The 16,121-nt window shown below is 69.5% G+C and carries 14 protein-coding genes; 1 reads left to right on the forward strand and 13 read right to left on the reverse strand.

Annotated elements, in window-relative coordinates; all coding sequences use genetic code 11:
• A partial coding sequence (locus AC5RUP_RS16185; protein WP_494158755.1) for an HNH endonuclease occupies window positions 1-1,082 on the forward strand: 1,082 nt, incomplete at its 5' end.
• On the opposite strand, the gene AC5RUP_RS16190 is transcribed toward AC5RUP_RS16185, so the two are convergent.
• The 13 genes from AC5RUP_RS16190 to pyrR form a co-directional block, all read right to left on the reverse strand.
• Window positions 964-3,150, reverse strand: coding sequence for a primosomal protein N' (locus tag AC5RUP_RS16190; protein ID WP_494154703.1), 2,187 nt, complete (start codon window positions 3,148-3,150; stop codon window positions 964-966). The genes AC5RUP_RS16185 and AC5RUP_RS16190 overlap by 119 nt on opposite strands.
• A 5-nt stretch (window positions 3,151-3,155) precedes the next feature.
• The gene (gene metK / locus AC5RUP_RS16195; protein ID WP_494023035.1) at window positions 3,156-4,361 is read right to left on the reverse strand and encodes a methionine adenosyltransferase; all 1,206 of its coding nucleotides are present in this window, start codon (window positions 4,359-4,361) and stop codon (window positions 3,156-3,158) included.
• A gap of 144 nt (window positions 4,362-4,505) precedes the next feature.
• Window positions 4,506-5,786: a bifunctional phosphopantothenoylcysteine decarboxylase/phosphopantothenate synthase gene (locus AC5RUP_RS16200; RefSeq protein ID WP_494158756.1), complete on the reverse strand. Its 1,281-nt coding sequence runs from the start codon at window positions 5,784-5,786 to the stop codon at window positions 4,506-4,508.
• A gap of 24 nt (window positions 5,787-5,810) precedes the next feature.
• Entirely contained in the window at window positions 5,811-6,074 is a 264-nt protein-coding gene (rpoZ, locus tag AC5RUP_RS16205; protein WP_493977538.1) for a DNA-directed RNA polymerase subunit omega, read from the reverse strand.
• 42 nt (window positions 6,075-6,116) lie between these two features.
• Window positions 6,117-6,689, reverse strand: coding sequence for a guanylate kinase (gmk, locus tag AC5RUP_RS16210; protein ID WP_494067904.1), 573 nt, complete (start codon window positions 6,687-6,689; stop codon window positions 6,117-6,119).
• Between the two features lie 12 nt (window positions 6,690-6,701).
• Entirely contained in the window at window positions 6,702-7,019 is a 318-nt protein-coding gene (mihF, locus tag AC5RUP_RS16215; RefSeq protein ID WP_494067905.1) for an integration host factor, actinobacterial type, read from the reverse strand.
• Window positions 7,020-7,167: 148 nt separating this feature from the next.
• Window positions 7,168-8,043 carry an orotidine-5'-phosphate decarboxylase gene (pyrF, locus tag AC5RUP_RS16220; protein WP_494158757.1) on the reverse strand — a complete coding sequence of 292 codons (876 nt, stop codon included), beginning with the start codon at window positions 8,041-8,043 and terminating at the stop codon, window positions 7,168-7,170.
• A complete protein-coding gene (carB, locus tag AC5RUP_RS16225) occupies window positions 8,036-11,335 on the reverse strand; it encodes a carbamoyl-phosphate synthase large subunit (RefSeq protein ID WP_494154675.1) in 3,300 nt (1,099 codons plus the stop codon). The genes pyrF and carB overlap by 8 nt, the downstream gene beginning before the upstream one ends.
• Window positions 11,335-12,540, reverse strand: coding sequence for a glutamine-hydrolyzing carbamoyl-phosphate synthase small subunit (carA, locus tag AC5RUP_RS16230; RefSeq protein WP_494158758.1), 1,206 nt, complete (start codon window positions 12,538-12,540; stop codon window positions 11,335-11,337). Before carA ends, carB begins: the two co-directional genes overlap by 1 nt.
• Window positions 12,541-12,548: 8 nt before the next feature.
• Entirely contained in the window at window positions 12,549-13,049 is a 501-nt protein-coding gene (locus AC5RUP_RS16235; protein WP_494149093.1) for a PH-like domain-containing protein, read from the reverse strand.
• Between the two features lies 1 nt (window position 13,050).
• Complete coding sequence (locus AC5RUP_RS16240) at window positions 13,051-14,379, reverse strand: dihydroorotase (RefSeq protein WP_494158759.1); 1,329 nt, start codon at window positions 14,377-14,379, stop codon at window positions 13,051-13,053.
• Entirely contained in the window at window positions 14,376-15,374 is a 999-nt protein-coding gene (locus AC5RUP_RS16245; protein WP_494154603.1) for an aspartate carbamoyltransferase catalytic subunit, read from the reverse strand. Before AC5RUP_RS16245 ends, AC5RUP_RS16240 begins: the two co-directional genes overlap by 4 nt.
• On the reverse strand, window positions 15,371-15,964 hold the full coding sequence (gene pyrR / locus AC5RUP_RS16250; protein ID WP_494154604.1) for a bifunctional pyr operon transcriptional regulator/uracil phosphoribosyltransferase PyrR: 594 nt from the start codon (window positions 15,962-15,964) through the stop codon (window positions 15,371-15,373). The genes AC5RUP_RS16245 and pyrR overlap by 4 nt, the downstream gene beginning before the upstream one ends.
• Between the last annotated feature and the right edge of the window lie 157 nt (window positions 15,965-16,121).

A 16,121-nucleotide genomic window follows, 5' to 3' on the forward strand; every position in this document is an offset into this window, starting at 1 on the left:
CGGTGGTGGAGCGGGCGGCGAAGGCCGAAGCGGACCGGCATGTGTCCTCCCGGCCCGAGCCCGACACCATGGTCTCGGTCCGGACCCTGCTGCCGGTCGTCCAGGGGGTCGCGGTGATGGCCGCCCTGCACCGGGAAGCGGACCGGCTGCGCAGCATGGGCGACCCCCGCTCGCGGGGCCAGCTGATGGCCGATACCGTGTTCGAACGCGTCACCGGGCGCAGCACCGCCAACCCGGCCCGGCTGGAAATCCAGCTGGTGATGACCGACCGCGCCCTGCTCCACGGCCAGAACGAACCGGCCTGGCTGACCGGGCACGGCATCGTCCCGGCCCGCTACGCCCGCAACCTCACCCGTCTCCCAGCACCGCCGGCACCGGCACAACCGGCAACCACCACCACCGACGGCAGCCCGCCCGGCGGGACCGGGCAGAAGGCGCCGCCGGCCGGGACCGAACCGGGGTGGAAGACCGCCCGCGAGCAGGCCCAACGCAACCAGGTGTTGAAACAGGCCAGCGTGGAGGACATCTGGGTCCGCCGCCTCTACACCAGCCCGGGGACCGGGCAGCTGTTGGGGATGGACTCGGCCGCACGGAAGTTCCCCGACGGGATGCGCCGGATGATCCACGCCCGCGACGGGGTCTGCGGCAGGCCCTGGTGCGACGCCCCGATCCGGCACATCGACCACATCGTGCCCTGGTCACACGGCGGCAAAACCACCATGGCCAACGGCCAGGGACTGTGCGAACAATGCAACCAGTCCAAGGAAGCCGAAGGCTGGACCAGCCGCCCTATTGACGGACCACACAACGCGGTGGAGACCACCACGCCCACCGGACACACCTACACCTCCACCCCGCCACCACTACCAGGAACGCCGCCGCCGGATGCAGAGGCAGCCCCTGCTTCCCGGCCCGGCGCCGCCCCTGCGTCCCGAGCCGGCGCCGCACCGCGCGCCCCGAAGGTTACAGCAGGTCGGTCCCGTCGCAGCGCACCTGCACCGGGTCGGGGACGCGCTTGGCGGACAGCGCCGCCTTGCGGTGACGGAGCGCGGCAGTCACGCGGGGTCCGTCCTGATAGCTGAAGAACAGCAACAGGCGGTGCTCGCTGCTCTCCCCCGCTCGGGCCGGCAGTTCGACGGGTCCGACGCTGCGAAGGCTGCCGCTGAGCTCAAAGTCCGCCATAAAGGCTTCAATGCCTGAGGGCTTCCCGGTCAGGGCGGCGATCCTGACGGCAGGAGGTAGCTGAAGCTCACGCCGCAACTGCATTTCCCGGGCTGCGGCACCGGTGGGGTCCCACCGAACCAAGGGCGCCACAACCGCGTCCTGATCGGCGGTGACTACCACCAGCCCCCCTTCGGACGACGGCTGCACCAGCGACGCGGCGCGGAACCACCGACGCAGCACGTCTTCGGGGGTACGCAGAGACTCGCGGCTAAGCATGGCGTTGCCATCCAGCAGCAACGCCGCCGCGTACCCATCGGGTGCCACCGGCTCGGCTCCCGGTGTTGCGACCACCAGGGCTTTCCGCGACTCGACCACAGACTTGATGTGTTCCCCCGAAGAAGACACGACCGTCGCCCCCGGGAACGCACGTCCCAGTTCCTCCGCCGTGCGCAGGGCACCGACCGCAGAGGCACGGAGCCTGTGGGACCCGCATTCGGGGCAGGAGTAGTTCGTGGCCAATCGGCCGCACCACCGGCAAGCCGGCGCCGCGGCCCGGCCCGGCTGCGCCAGCGGCCCGTTACAGTCGGTGCATCTGGCAGGCGTGCGGCAGTCCTGGCAGGCAAGGGCAGGTGAAAAGCCGGTCCGTGCCACCTGGACCAGCACCGGGCCGCGCTCCAGGCCTTCCTTGGCGGCAAGCCACGCGGCATGCGGCAGGCGGGCATGGCGGAGCATGGGATCGCGTTCTTGTTGGAACGAATCTGCGGTGTTGAGGATGCGCGGAGTCGCCTGGCGCAGGAACGGCCGGGCAGGTGTGAGCTCCGACGCCCAGCCGCTCTCAACCAGCCGCTGTGTTTCGCCGCTGCGCGAGACACCGGCGAAAAGGGCCGCGCAACCGGCCTGTGCCGTGCGCAGCAACAACACCTCGCGCGCATGCTGGTACGGGGAACGCTGCTCCAGCAACAGGTCATCGCCGTCGTCCCACATGGCCACCAGTCCCAGATCCTGCACCGGAGCGAAGGCGGCCGAGCGCGTCCCCACGGCCACCGAGACCTCACCATGCAGCAACCGCAGGTAGTTCCGGTAGCGCGGCGTCGGCCCGTCCTCGGCAGTGAGGCGGACATACTGGTCCGGGCCGAGGACGCGCTCCAGTTCGGCTTCCAGCCGTGCCAGGTCCTTCGCGTCCGGGACAACGACGACGGCGCCGCGGCCGCTCTGCCGGACGCTTGCCACGGCGTGGGCTACTTGGGCTGTCCATGAAGCAGGGCCGAAGGACTTGTGGCTGGCTAACACGGCACGCGGGGCGGCACCTGACGCCAGCCGGGCCAGAAACTCACCGGCGCCGTCATAACCGGCGAAGGCTTGCTCCGCGCCATCCGGAGCCGGCGCGGTAGCCGTAAGCACGGCGGCAGAGATGGCAGAGGTAACCGAAGGCGCGGTGGTAACCGAAGGCGCGGTGGTAACCGGAGGCGCAGTGCCAGCCGGAGCTGCCGCGTCAGCCGGAGGTGCGGGGTCAGCCAAAGGCGCCGGATCAGCCGCCTGGCCCTCCTCGCGGGCGGCGAATTCCTTGTCCACTTTGGCCACGCGGGGCGGGATGGCGGCGCGCAGTACGTCGCTGACGTTTCCGGCATAGCGCTCGGCCACGGAGGTTGCCAGCTGGAGCAGCTCCTCGGTCAACACCGGCTGCGCGGACACCACTTTGGCCAACGGGGCCAGTTTGACCCCTTCCGGCACCTCAGACGTGCGGCGGGTGATGTACCCGCTCATGTCCTGGCCGCCGAAACGGGCCTTGACCCGCGCGCCGGGAACAGCGTCGGCGTCCAAATTCTCCGGCACCAGATAGTCGAAGATCCGGTCCAGATGTGGCAGCGACGTTTCGATCAGCACCTGCGCCACCGGGTTGGTTGCGGCCGCCGGTACGGTGCCCGGCGCCTGCTTGGGGGCACCGAAGCCCTGAAGCAGGCTCAGCTGGTGCGGATCAGAGCCCATCAGGCTCAGGCGTTGAAGTAGCTGCGCAGCGCGTCGGCCCGGTCGGTCCGCTCCCATGTGAAGTCGGGATGTTCACGGCCGAAATGGCCGTGCGCCGCGGTCTGCTTGTAGATGGGCCGCTTGAGCTGCAGGTCGTCGATGATGCCCAGCGGACGCAGGTCGAAAACTTCCTCGATCGCCTGGGCGATACGCGCCGGGTCAACCGTCTCGGTTCCGAAGGTTTCGACGTAGATGCCGACGGGCCGCGCCATGCCGATGGCGTATGCGATCTGGATCTCGGCGCGCCGGGCGAGCCCCGCGGCCACCACGTTCTTGGCCACCCAGCGCATGGCGTAGGCGGCGGAACGGTCCACCTTGGACGGATCCTTGCCGGAAAATGCGCCGCCGCCGTGACGGGCCATGCCGCCGTAGGTATCCACGATGATTTTGCGTCCGGTCAGCCCGGCGTCGCCCACCGGCCCGCCGATCACGAAGTCGCCGCCCGGATTGAGGATGTAGCGCACGTTCGTGGCGTCCAGGGAGCTGGCCGCCAGCACCGGCTCAATCACGCGCGAGGCGAGGTCCGCACGCAGGTGGTCCAGGTCCACGCCGCCTTCATGCTGGCTGGAAATCACGACCGAGTTAACGGACACCGGCTTGTCGCCGTCATAACCGATGGTCACCTGCGTCTTGCCGTCGGGCCGCAGATACGGCAGCGTCCCGTCCTTCCGCACCTCGGTCAGACGCTCCGACAGCCGGTGCGCGAGCCAGATCGGTGCGGGCATCAAGACGTCGGTCTCGTCGCTGGCATAGCCGAACATGATGCCCTGGTCACCGGCACCCTGGGCATCGCGCGCGTCGATGCCGGTCCCCTCGCGGGTTTCGAACGAGTTAAAGACCCCGGAGGCAATCTCCGGCGACTGCTGGCCGATCGAAACCGACACGCCGCAACGCTCGCCGTCAAACCCCTTGTCCGAGGAGTTGTAGCCGATCTCCAGGATGGTGTCGCGGACAATCTGCGGGATCTCCACATAGCCCTTCGTGGTGACCTCGCCGGCCACGTGTACCAGGCCGGTCGTCGTCAGCGTCTCTACGGCTACCCGCGACTCGGGGTCCTCGCGCAGCAGCGCGTCGAGGATGGCGTCGGAAATCTGGTCACAGATCTTGTCCGGATGGCCTTCGGTCACGGACTCGGACGTGAAGAGCCGCAGATTGCTGTCAGAAGAAGTCACAGACATACCTTACTTGCTGGCGGGGACCGCCACGGAACGGTTGAGGCGGCCTCGAAAGGCCGGGTCATGGAGCGAAACGGTAGTACACAGGGGGTCACGGGCGGGCCGGTTCCCGCGGCCGGCCGGAAGCGCCCGCGCGCAGTGTCAGCGGGAGAGTTCGGCGGTGATGCGCTCGATGACCACGGCCGCCGCACTGTCTTTGCTGCCGCGGTGGGTCTGCGGTTCGACGCCGCCGCGAGCCAGCAGCGTGATCTCGGTGTCATCCTGGCCGAACACCAGGTCGCGGCCCACCCGGTTGAGCACCAGCAGGTCGCAGCCCTTGCGCTCGAGCTTGCTGCGCGCGTAGTCGAGCACGTCGCCGCGGTCGTCGCCGGTCTCCGCCGCGAAACCGATGATCAACGGCGCATCGCCGGAGCCGCGCTGCTGCACGACCTCCACCAGGATGTCCGGGTTCCGCACCAGCGTGATCACGGGGTCGTCGGCGTCGTCGCGCTTCTTGATCTTGGTGTCGGTCACTTCCGCCGGCCGGAAATCCGCCACGGCGGCTGCCATGATGACGACGTCGGAGCGTGCCGCCGCTTCGAGCGTCGCCTCGCGCAGGTCCAGGGCGGTTTCCACCGAGCTGGACTTGATCCCATCCGGGATGGCAACTTCGATGTGCGCGGCGATCAGTTCGACCTCCGCTCCCGCGGCAGCAGCGGCGCGGGCCAGCGCCACGCCCTGCTTGCCGGAGGACCGGTTGCCCAGGAAGCGCACCGGGTCCAGCGGTTCGCGGGTGCCGCCGGCGGTGACCAGCACCCGCTTGCCGGCCAGCGGACCGGGTTCCGGAGCCGCGAGGACGGGCGCGGACGATTCCGCCGGCCAGCCGGGCTCCGCCGTCGTCCCCGGTTGTAAAGTCCCGTCTGCGAGGGCGGCGGTAATGAAGTCGTAGATGTCCGCCGGCTCGGGCAGCCGGCCGGGGCCGGTGTCCTTGCCGGTCAGGCGGCCGACCGCCGGTTCCATCACAGTGGTGCCGCGGCTGCGCAGCGTGGCCACGTTCGCCGCGGTGGCCGGGTGCTGCCACATTTCGGTGTGCATGGCCGGCACAAAGACCACAGGCGCGGTGGCCACCAGCAGGGTGTTGGTGAGCAGGTCGCCGGCCAGGCCGGCGGCGGCGCGCGCCAACAGGTCCGCTGTCGCCGGGCACACCACCACGAGGTCGGCTTCCTGGCCGAGGCGGACGTGGTTGACCGACTCGACGGCGTCGAAGACGCTGTTGCTCACCGGGTTGCCGGAGAGGGCCTCCCAGGTGGCGCGGCCAACGAAATTCTCGGCGGCGTCGGTCGGCATGACCGTCACCTCGTGGCCTGCTTCCTTAAACAACCGAAGCAGGGATGCCGACTTGTAGGCGGCGATCCCGCCGCCCACGCCCAGAATGATCCGCATGCCTGCCCCGGTGTTAGACGCTGGTTACTCTGCGGCCTTTTCGACGGGCTTGCTGACCAGCAGGCCCTCGTTGATTTCGCGCAGCGCGATGGACAGCGGCTTCTCGTTCAGCTTGGTGTCCACCAGCGGGCCGACATACTCGAACAGGCCTTCGTGCAGCTGCGAGTAGTAGGCGTTGATCTGGCGGGCACGCTTGGCACCGTAAATAACCAGCGCGTACTTCGAATCCGTTGCTTCCAGCAGGGAGTCGATCGGCGGGTTGATGATGCCTTCGAGGTTGGTCGACACAAAATCTCCAATGGGTTCCGGGACGTGTTCTTCGGGGCCCGCTCAGCGCGGGTGCGGAACAAGTCCCATCAATGAAACGAGCTCGTCTGCCGCCCGCTTGACATCGTCGTTAACGACGGTGAAATCGAACTCGGGCTCGGCAGCAAGTTCCAGTTTAGCGGTTTCCAGCCGGCGCTGCTGTTCCTCGGGTGTTTCGGTGCCGCGTCCCACCAGCCGGCGGACCATTTCCTCCCAGCTGGGCGGGGCCAGAAACACGAACGTGGCATCGGGCATGGACTGCTTGACCTGCCGGGCGCCCTGCAGGTCGATCTCCAAGAGCACGGACTTTCCGTCTGCCATGGCCTCGTCCACGGTGCGCCGCAGCGTGCCGTAGCGGTTCCGGCCGTGCACCAGGGCCCATTCCAGCATCTCGCCGGCCGCCACCAGGCGTTCGAACTCTTCGGGGCCGACGAAAAAGTAGTGGACGCCGTCCTGCTCGCCGGGCCGCGGTTCGCGGGTGGTGGCCGAGACCGACAGCCAGACGTCGGGGTAGTTGTCGCGGATATAGGTCGAAACGGTGCCCTTGCCGACGGCCGTTGGGCCGGCGAGAACGGTCAGGCGGGGTTTGTCGGACATATCTTCCATCTGTTACTGGGATTCCAAGTGGTCTATCAGGGCTCGCCGCTGGTGGATGCCGAGCCCGCGCAGCCGGCGGCTGGGCGCAATGCGGACTGTCTCCATGATGGCGGCGGCGCGGACCGGTCCGATGCCCGGCAACGATTCGAGCAGTTCGGCCACGCGCAGCCGGCCGACCGATTCCATCGAAGCGGCGGCCTCGATCACCTCGGCGACGGTCATGGCGCCGGATTTCACTTTGGCCTTGATCTCTGCACGTTCGACCCGGGCGGCCGTCGCTTTTAGCCGTGCGGTGGTGCGTTCGCTCTCCGTCAGCGGTCGAAGACCCACAGCTCCTCCAGACAATCCGGCCCGTCGGACAAGATGCCGGGCGGGCATATTGGGCATGAATTGAACTTACCAGAACGGCAACGCCGCGGCTGAGGGTCGGCTGCCCGGCGCAGGAGGTGTGCACGGGGCAGCCGCCCAGACGCGCTACTCAGCCCACGAGGCCCGCCAGACCGGCCAGGGTGCGGTCCGCGGCGGCGCGCAGGGCGGCGGCGTCCGGGCCCGCCTGGAGGATGTCCCGGCTGGAGGTAGCCAGGACATTCCCGACGGCGGAGCCGAAGGCCGCCGCGATGTCCGCCCCGGTGGCGCCCTGGGCGCCCAGCCCAGGGGCCAGCAGCGGCCCGTTGACCGAGGCCAGGTCCACCCCGAGCCGTTCCATCACCTCGGCCCGGACCGTGGCGCCGACCACCAGGCCGACGGAGCCCAGCTCCCCGGCCCGGCCGGCCTCCGCGTTGTCGGCCGCCGCGGCTTCCGCGATCCGGGCGGCCACGGACTCCGCGCCGCCGACGTGCTGCACGCTGGCGCCCTCCGGGTTGGAGGTCAACGCCAGCACGAACACCCCGCGGCCGGTTGCCGCCGCCAGGTCCAGCGCCGGCCGCAGGGATTCGTACCCGAGGTAGGGACTGAGCGTCACGGCGTCGGCCGCCAGCGGCGAACCGTCCCGCAGCCACGCGTCCGCGTAGGCGGCCATGGTGGAGCCGATGTCGCCGCGCTTGGCGTCGGCAATGGTCAGGGCACCGGCCTGGCCCGCGGCCGCCAGCAGCTTCTCCAGTACAGCCACGCCGGCCGAACCGTGCCGTTCGTACAGCGCAACCTGGGGCTTGAGGGCGGCAGCCTGCTCCCCCACCGCGTCCAGCACGGTGAGGGAGAAGCGTTCCAGCCCTCCGGCGTCGTCGTTCAGTCCCCAGGCGGAGAGCAGCGACGGGTGCGGGTCGATCCCCACACACAGGGGCCCGCGGGCCTCCATCGCCGCCCGCAGCCGCTGCCCGAAGGTGGCGGGCTGCGGCCGGGCGTGCGGCTCAGGCATGGAAGGCGGCCTTCAGGTTCTCGGCGTGCTCCTGCAGGCTGGTGACATCCCACTCGTACTGGCGCATCGCTTCGATGGCCTGGATGGCGGCGCCGAACTCGGACACCGTGGTGATGATCGGCGTGCCCACCGACGTCGCCGCCGCGCGGATCTCGTAGCCGTCACCGCGGGCCTGGCCGCCGGAGGGGGTGTTGAGGACGAGTCCGATCTGGCCCTCGGTGATCAGGTCGACGATGGTGCCCTCGCCGTCGTCGGACCGTCCCTCGGCGACCTTCCGCACCGTGGTGGACTGGATGCCGTTGCGGCGCAGGACCTCGGCCGTGCCGCCGGTCGAGAGGATCTCGAAGCCCAGGTCCACCAGCAGCTTCACCGGCATGATGATGGAGCGCTTGTCGCGGTTGGCCACCGAGACGAACACCTTGCCGGACGTGGGCAGGGCGCTGCCGGCCGCGGCCTGGCTCTTGGCGAACGCCGTGTCGAAGTACTTGTCGATGCCCATGACCTCGCCGGTGGAACGCATTTCCGGGCCGAGCAGCGAGTCGACCACGGTGCCCTCCGGCGTGCGGAACCGGCTGAACGGCAGCACCGCTTCCTTCACCGCCACCGGTGCCTCCAGCGGCAGCCGGGAACCGTCGCCGGTCTCCGGCAGCACCTTGTAGACGCTGCGCAGCATGTCGATGTCCACGCCGGTGCCGATCAGCGCCGCGGCCTTGGCCAGCTGCACGCCGGTGGCCTTGGACACGAACGGGACGGTGCGGGAAGCGCGCGGGTTGGCCTCGATCACATAGAGCACGTCGGCGGCCAGCGCGAACTGGATGTTGATCAGGCCGCGCACCCCCACGCCCTCGGCGATGGCGGCGGTGGCCTTGCGCACCCGCTCCAGCACGTCGGCGCCCAGGGTGATCGGCGGCAGCACGCACGCCGAGTCCCCGGAGTGGATGCCGGCCTCCTCGATGTGCTCCATGATGCCGCCGACGTAGAGATCCTTGCCGTCGTAGAGGGCGTCGACGTCGATCTCGATGGCGTCTTCCAGGAAGCGGTCCACCAGCACCGGATGGTCCGGGGTGATCTCGGTGGCGTTGGCGATGTAGCGCGACAGGTTGGCCTCGTCGTAGACGATCTCCATGCCGCGCCCGCCCAGCACGTACGACGGGCGGACCAGCACGGGGTAGCCGATCTCGTCGGCGATCTTCTTCGCCTCCTCGAAGGAAACGGCGGTGCCGTTCTTCGGGGCTATCAGCCCGGCCGAATCCAGCACCCGCTGGAAGGCGCCGCGGTGCTCGGCCAGGTCGATGGCCTCCGGCGAGGTGCCGAGGATCGGGATGCCGGCGTCGGCCAGCGCCTGCGCCAGCTTCAGCGGCGTCTGGCCGCCCAGCTGCACGAACACGCCGAGCACGCCGCCGGTGCGCTCCTCCGCGGCAATGACCTCCAGCACGTCCTCGAGCGTGAGCGGCTCGAAGTACAGGCGGTTGGAGATGTCGTAGTCGGTGGAGACGGTCTCCGGGTTGCAGTTGATCATGACCGTCTCGTGCCCGGCCTTGCGCAGCGCCATGGTGGCGTGGACGCAGGAGTAGTCGAACTCGATGCCCTGGCCGATCCGGTTGGGGCCGGAGCCGAGGATGATCACCGACGGCTTCGCGTGCAGCTCGACCTCGTCCTCCTCGTCGTAGGACGAGTAGTGGTACGGGGTGTAGGCGGCGAATTCGGCGGCGCAGGTGTCCACCGTCTTGAACACCGGGCGGATGCCCAGCGCGTGCCGGACCCCGCGGACCACTGCCTCGCTGGTGTGGCTGAGCTTGCCGATCTGTTCATCGGAGAAGCCGTGCCGCTTGGCCAGCCGCAGGATGTCCTCGGTCAGCGCCGGCGCCCGGCGGATTTCGGTGGCCACTTCGTTGATCAGCTGCAACTGGTCCAGGAACCACGGGTCGATCGCGGTGGCTTCGAAGACCTGCTCGACGGTGGCACCGCCGAGCAGCGCCCGCTGCACCATCGAGAGCCGTTCGGTGGACCCGACCCTGGACTTGGCCAGCAGTTCGGGCACGTCATAGTCGTTGACCGGGTCGAACTCGAGCTGCGACCCCTTCTGCTCCAGCGACCGCAGCGCCTTCTGCAGCGCCTCGGTGAAGTTGCGGCCGATGGCCATCGCCTCGCCGACGGACTTCATGGTGGTGGTCAGCGTCGGGTCGGCGGCCGGGAACTTCTCGAACGCGAAACGCGGAACCTTGACGACGACGTAGTCCAGCGTCGGTTCGAAGGCTGCCGGGGTCTGCTGGGTGATGTCGTTGGGGATCTCGTCCAGCGTGTACCCGAGCGACAGCTTGGTGGCGATCTTGGCGATCGCGAAACCGGTGGCCTTGGAGGCCAGCGCGGAGGACCGGGAAACGCGCGGGTTCATTTCGATCACGACGACGCGGCCGGTGTCCGGTTCGATGGCGAACTGGATGTTGCAGCCGCCGGTGTCGACGCCGACTTCGCGGATCACCGCGATGGAGATGTCGCGCAGCTTCTGGAACTCGCGGTCGGTCAGCGTCATGGCGGGGGCGACCGTGATGGAGTCGCCGGTGTGCACGCCCACCGGATCGAAGTTTTCGATCGAGCACACGACGACGACGTTGTCGTTCTTGTCGCGCATCATCTCGAGCTCGTATTCCTTCCAGCCCAGGATGCTCTCTTCGAGCAGCACCTCGCTGGTGGGGCTGTACTGGATGCCGGCCCCGGCGATCCGGCGCAGGTCGTCCGCGTTGTAGGCCATCCCGGAGCCGAGGCCGCCCATGGTGAAGGACGGGCGCACCACCATCGGGTAGCCCAGTTCCTCGGCCGCGGCGAAGGCCTCGTCCATCGAGTGCACGATCACGGACTTGGCGGACTCGGCGCCGCAGCGCTCCACCACGCCCTTGAACTTCTCCCGGTCTTCGCCGAGTTCGATGGCGGCGATGTTGGCGCCGATCAGCTCCACGTTGTACTTGTCCAGCACGCCGTTCTTGTCCAGCGCGATCGCGGTGTTCAGGGCGGTCTGGCCGCCCAGCGTGGGCAGCAGGGCGTCCGGGCGCTCCTTGGCGATGATCTTTTCGACCACCTCCGGGGTGATCGGCTCCACGTAGGTGGCGTCGGCGAACTCAGGGTCCGTCATGATCGTGGCGGGATTCGAGTTGACCAGGATGACCCGCAGGCCCTCCTCCTTCAGCACCCGCAGCGCCTGCGTGCCGGAATAGTCGAACTCGGCCGCCTGTCCGATCACGATGGGACCGGAACCGATGACCAGGACGGACTTCAGATCTTCTCTCTTGGGCATTACTTGCTTTCCTTCGTGGTCTCGGAAGCGGTCCCGGTCTGGTTGCGGCGGGAGTTCATCAGGTCGGTGAAGCGGTCGAACAGGGGCGCCGCATCGTGCGGCCCGGCGGCCGCCTCGGGGTGGTACTGGACGGAGAAGGCGGGGATGTCCAGGCAGTTCAGGCCCTCGACGACGTCGTCGTTGAGGCAGACGTGGCTGACCTCGACCCGGCCGAAGCGCTCTTCCGGGGCCAGCGTGGGCCCGTCCAGCGGGGCGTCGACGGCGAAGCCGTGGTTCTGCGAGGTGATTTCGACCTTTCCGGTGCGCCGGTCCATGACCGGCACGTTGATGCCGCGGTGGCCGTAGCGCAGCTTGTAGGTGCCGAAGCCCAGGGCGCGGCCCAGGATCTGGTTGCCGAAGCAGATGCCGAAGAACGGCAGGCCGGCGTCGAGCGCCTTGCGCAGCAGCAGCACCTGGCGGTCGGCCGTGGCCGGGTCGCCGGGGCCGTTGGACATGAACATGCCGTCGGGCGCCACGGCTTGGATGTCCTCGAAGCTGGCGGTGGCGGGCAGCACGTGCACGCGGATCCCGCGCTCGGCGAACCGGACGGGGGTCATGGCCTTGATGCCCAGGTCGAGGGCGGCGACGGTGAACCGCGGCTCCCCGTCCCAGCCGTGGTCGGCCGGGTCGACGGTGTAGGCCTCGGTGACGCTGACCTCTTCGGCGAGCCGGGCGCCTTCCATCGCCGGCTGCGCGGTGACCTCGGCCAGCAGCTCCGCCGCGGGGCGGGCGGCCGCGTCGCCGGAGAAGATGCCGGCCTTCATGGCGCCGCGTTCGCGCAGGTGGCGGGTCAGGGCGCGGGTGTCCACTCCCTGGATGCCCACGATGCCCTGGTTGACCAGTTCGTCGTCCAGGCTGCGCTCGGAGCGCCAGTTGGAGGGCCGGCGGGCCGGGTCGCGGACCACGTAGCCGGCCACCCAGATCCTGCGGGATTCCGCGTCGTCGTCGTTCACGCCGGTGTTGCCGATGTGGGGTGCGGTCTGCACCACCAGCTGGCGGGCGTAGGACGGGTCGGTGAGGGTCTCCTGGTAGCCGGTCATGCCGGTGGAAAAGACCGCCTCGCCCAGCGCGGTGCCCTGCGCGCCGTAGCTGCGGCCGCGGAAGGTCCGGCCGTCTTCGAGCACCAGCAGCGCCGGTGCGGAGAGGAAAGTTGTTTCTGCGCTCACGATAGGTCCTAGTCTTCCTGTACGGCGGGTAGGTATGTCTGCAGCTGCGCCAGCAGCGGTTGTTTGTCGGCGGCCTGCCGGGTTCGGAAGGCCGTGTCGACCTCGCGCTCCCCCAGCTTCCACGTGATCACGGCCAGGCCCTCGGACTCCACGAACTTGCCCACCATGCCGCTCTCGGTGCGGACGTCGGAGATGCTTTCGGCCGGAATGTAGAGGTCCGTGGAGCCGGGCCGCTCAATCAGCACGCCATGCGGATAGGTCCGCAGCGCCGCCTTGGTCCGGATGCCGAGGCCGTGGACGGCGACGCGGTCCAGCCAGTCCCCCGCCGTCGTCGTGACCACGTACATGCCTTCGTAGTAGCCGGTCGGGTTGGCGGTGTCCGCCGGGACCTGCGGCAGCGGCGCGATGTCCCGCTGCCGCTTGACCCGGTTGCGCCAGCCGACGCCCACCAGCACCATGAGCACGACGGCGACGGCGAGCATCACCAGGCCCGCTTGCATCTGGTTCATCTCAGGCCTCCCTTGCCGGGCGTGCCGGGGTGTTCAGGGCGCCCTCCAGCACCGTGGGGTGGCCGTTGAGGAACGTGGCGACCACGCGGCCGGGCAGCTCCCGGCCGGCGAACGGCGAGTTCCTGCCCTTGGTGGCCATGGCGGCGGGGTCCACCGTCCAGCGGGCCGCCGGGTCCACCAGGGTGATGTTGGCGGCCGATCCGGCGGCCAGCGGCTGGCCCTGGCCGGCCAGCCGGCTGATCCGGGCCGGCATGGCGGAGGTGATCCGGGCGAAGTCGGCCCAGCCGATCAGGCCGGATTCGATCATGGTCTGCTGCACGACGGACAGCGCGGTCTCCAGCCCGGTCATGCCCATGGCCGCCTGCGCCCACTCGCACTCCTTCGCCTCGGAGGGGTGCGGCGCGTGGTCGGTGCCGATGACGTCGATGGTGCCGTCGGCCAGGCCGGCGCGCAGGGCCTGCACGTCCTCGTCGGTGCGCAGGGGCGGGTTGACCTTGTAGACCGGGTCGTAGCTGCGGACCAGTTCGTCGGTCAGCCACAGGTGGTGCGGCGTAACCTCGGCGGTGACCTTGATCCCGCGGGCCTTGGCCCAGCGGATGAGCTCCACCGATCCGGCCGTGGAGACGTGGCAGACGTGCAGGCGGGAGTCCACGTGCTGGGCCAGCAGCACGTCGCGGGCGATGATGCTCTCCTCGGCGACGGCCGGCCAACCGGTCATGCCCAGCACCGCCGAGACGGTGCCTTCGTTCATCTGTGCCCCGTCGGTCAGCCGCGGCTCCTGGGCGTGCTGGGCGATCACGCCGTCGAAAGCCTTGACGTACTCCAGCGCGCGGCGCATCAGCACCGGGTCCGACACGCAGATGCCGTCGTCGGAAAAGACCCGGACCCGGGCCCGGGAGTCGGCCATCGCGCCGAGCTCGGCGAGCCGTTCGCCGGCCAGGCCCACGGTCACGGCGCCCACCGGGCGGACGTCTGCCCAGCCGGCGGTCCGGCCCAGCGTGTACACCTGCTCGACCACGCCGGCGGTGTCAGCGACCGGCGTCGAGTTGGCCATCGCGTGCACGGCCGTGAAGCCGCCCAGGGCCGCGGCGCGGGTCCCGGTCTCTACCGTCTCCGCATCCTCGCGGCCCGGCTCACGCAGATGCGTGTGCAGGTCCACCATGCCCGGCAGCGCGATCAGCCCGTCGGCATCGATGTCGACGGCGCCGGCCGCGCTCAGGCCGGTGCCCGCCTCCGCGATTCTCCCGCCGCGGACCAGCAGGTCGGCACGCTCCCCGCCGGTCAGCGAAGCCCCGCGGATCAGGTAGGTGGTTTCGCTGGACTGGGTCACTTGGCCTCCTGGGCGGCGATGGGTGCGGCGGATTCGGTGCCGCCGGAGAGCAACAGGTAGAGCGCGGCCATCCGCACGGCAACCCCGTTGCGTACCTGGTCCAGCACGGTGGACCGCGGCGAGTCGGCTGCCGCCGAGGAAATTTCCAGCCCGCGGTTCATCGGGCCGGGGTGCATGATGATGGTGCCGGCGCGGCCGGAGGCGTCCAGCGCCGCCAGGCGGCGGTCGTCGAACCCCCAGCGGCGCGAATACTCCTGCGTGGACGGGAAGTAGGCGGCGTTCATCCGCTCCCCCTGCACGCGCAGCATCATGACGGCGTCGGTGCCCTCGGCCAGCGTGGCGTCCAGGTCGTAGCTGATCGTGCACGGCCACTGGCGGCTGCCCACCGGCAGCAGCGTCGGCGGGGCGACCATGGTGACCTCGGCGCCGAGGGTGCGCAGCAGCCAGAGGTTGGAGCGGGCCACCCGGGAGTGCAGGATGTCCCCGACGATGGCCACCTTCATGCCGGCCAGGTCGCTCCCGGCCGAGGCCGTGCCGGAGAGCCTGGCCCACGTGCGCCGCAGCGTGAACGCGTCCAGAAGCGCTTGGGTGGGATGTTCGTGGGTGCCGTCGCCGGCGTTCACCACGGCGGCGTCGATCCAGCCCGACCCGGCCAGCCGGGCCGGTGCCCCGGAGGCCCAGTGCCGGATGACGACGGCGTCTGCGCCCATCGCCTCCAGGGTCTGGGCCGTGTCCTTGAGCGATTCGCCCTTGGAGACCGAGGATCCCTTGGCCGCGAAGTTGATGACGTCGGCCGAGAGCCGCTTGGCGGCGGCTTCGAAGGAAATGCGGGTGCGGGTGGAGTCCTCGAAGAAGAGGTTGACCACGGTGCGGCCGCGCAGCACGGGCAGTTTCTTGACCTCGCGCTGGGAGACCGCCGACATCTCCTCGGCTGTGTCCAGGATCTGCACCGCGTCCTGCTTGGCCAGGTCCGCGGTGGAGAGCAGGTGTTTCATGCGCTGACGTCCTCGATCACTACTTCGTCGGCCGCCGGTGCGCCGTTGTTGGTGTCGGTCTCGGCCAGCCGGACCCGGACCTTCTCCTTGGAGGAGGTGGGAAGGTTCTTGCCGACGTGGTCGGCGCGGATCGGCAGCTCGCGGTGCCCGCGGTCCACCAGCACGGCCAGCCGCACGATCCGTGGCCGGCCCAGGTCCACCAGGGCGTCCAAGGCGGCGCGGATGGTGCGCCCGGAATAAAGCACGTCGTCGACCAGCACCACGACCTTGTCGTCGATGCCGTCGGCCGGCAGCTGGGTGGGCAGCGGCGAACGCGTGGGATGCCGGCGCAGATCGTCGCGGAACATGGTCACGTCAAGCTGGCCGATGATTTTGTCGGCGGCGACCGAGGGGTCGGTGGCGGCGATCTTGGCGGCCAGCCGCCGGGCCAGCGGAAAACCGCGGCGCGGGATGCCCAGCAGGACCAGGTCCTGGGAGCCTTTGTTCGCCTCGAGGATCTCGTGGGCGATACGGGTCAATGCGCGGTTGATGTCCGCTTCGGCAAGTACAACGCGCGACGATGCCGGCTGCGCCGGGTGGTCCGTGTTCATCTGTTGCCGCCTCCTTCCCCGCCTCACTGGACGGAATTTAAAGGTTGCTTGCGCCCTCAAAATTACCATGCCTGGCTCGGCTCCTGCCGTTCGTGACGGCTGTGCGACGGCGATGCGCGGACGATGTGCGCAAGCTCACCGACCCGCTGTGGGTTCC

The organism is Arthrobacter sp. Y3223151, from assembly GCF_059091125.1.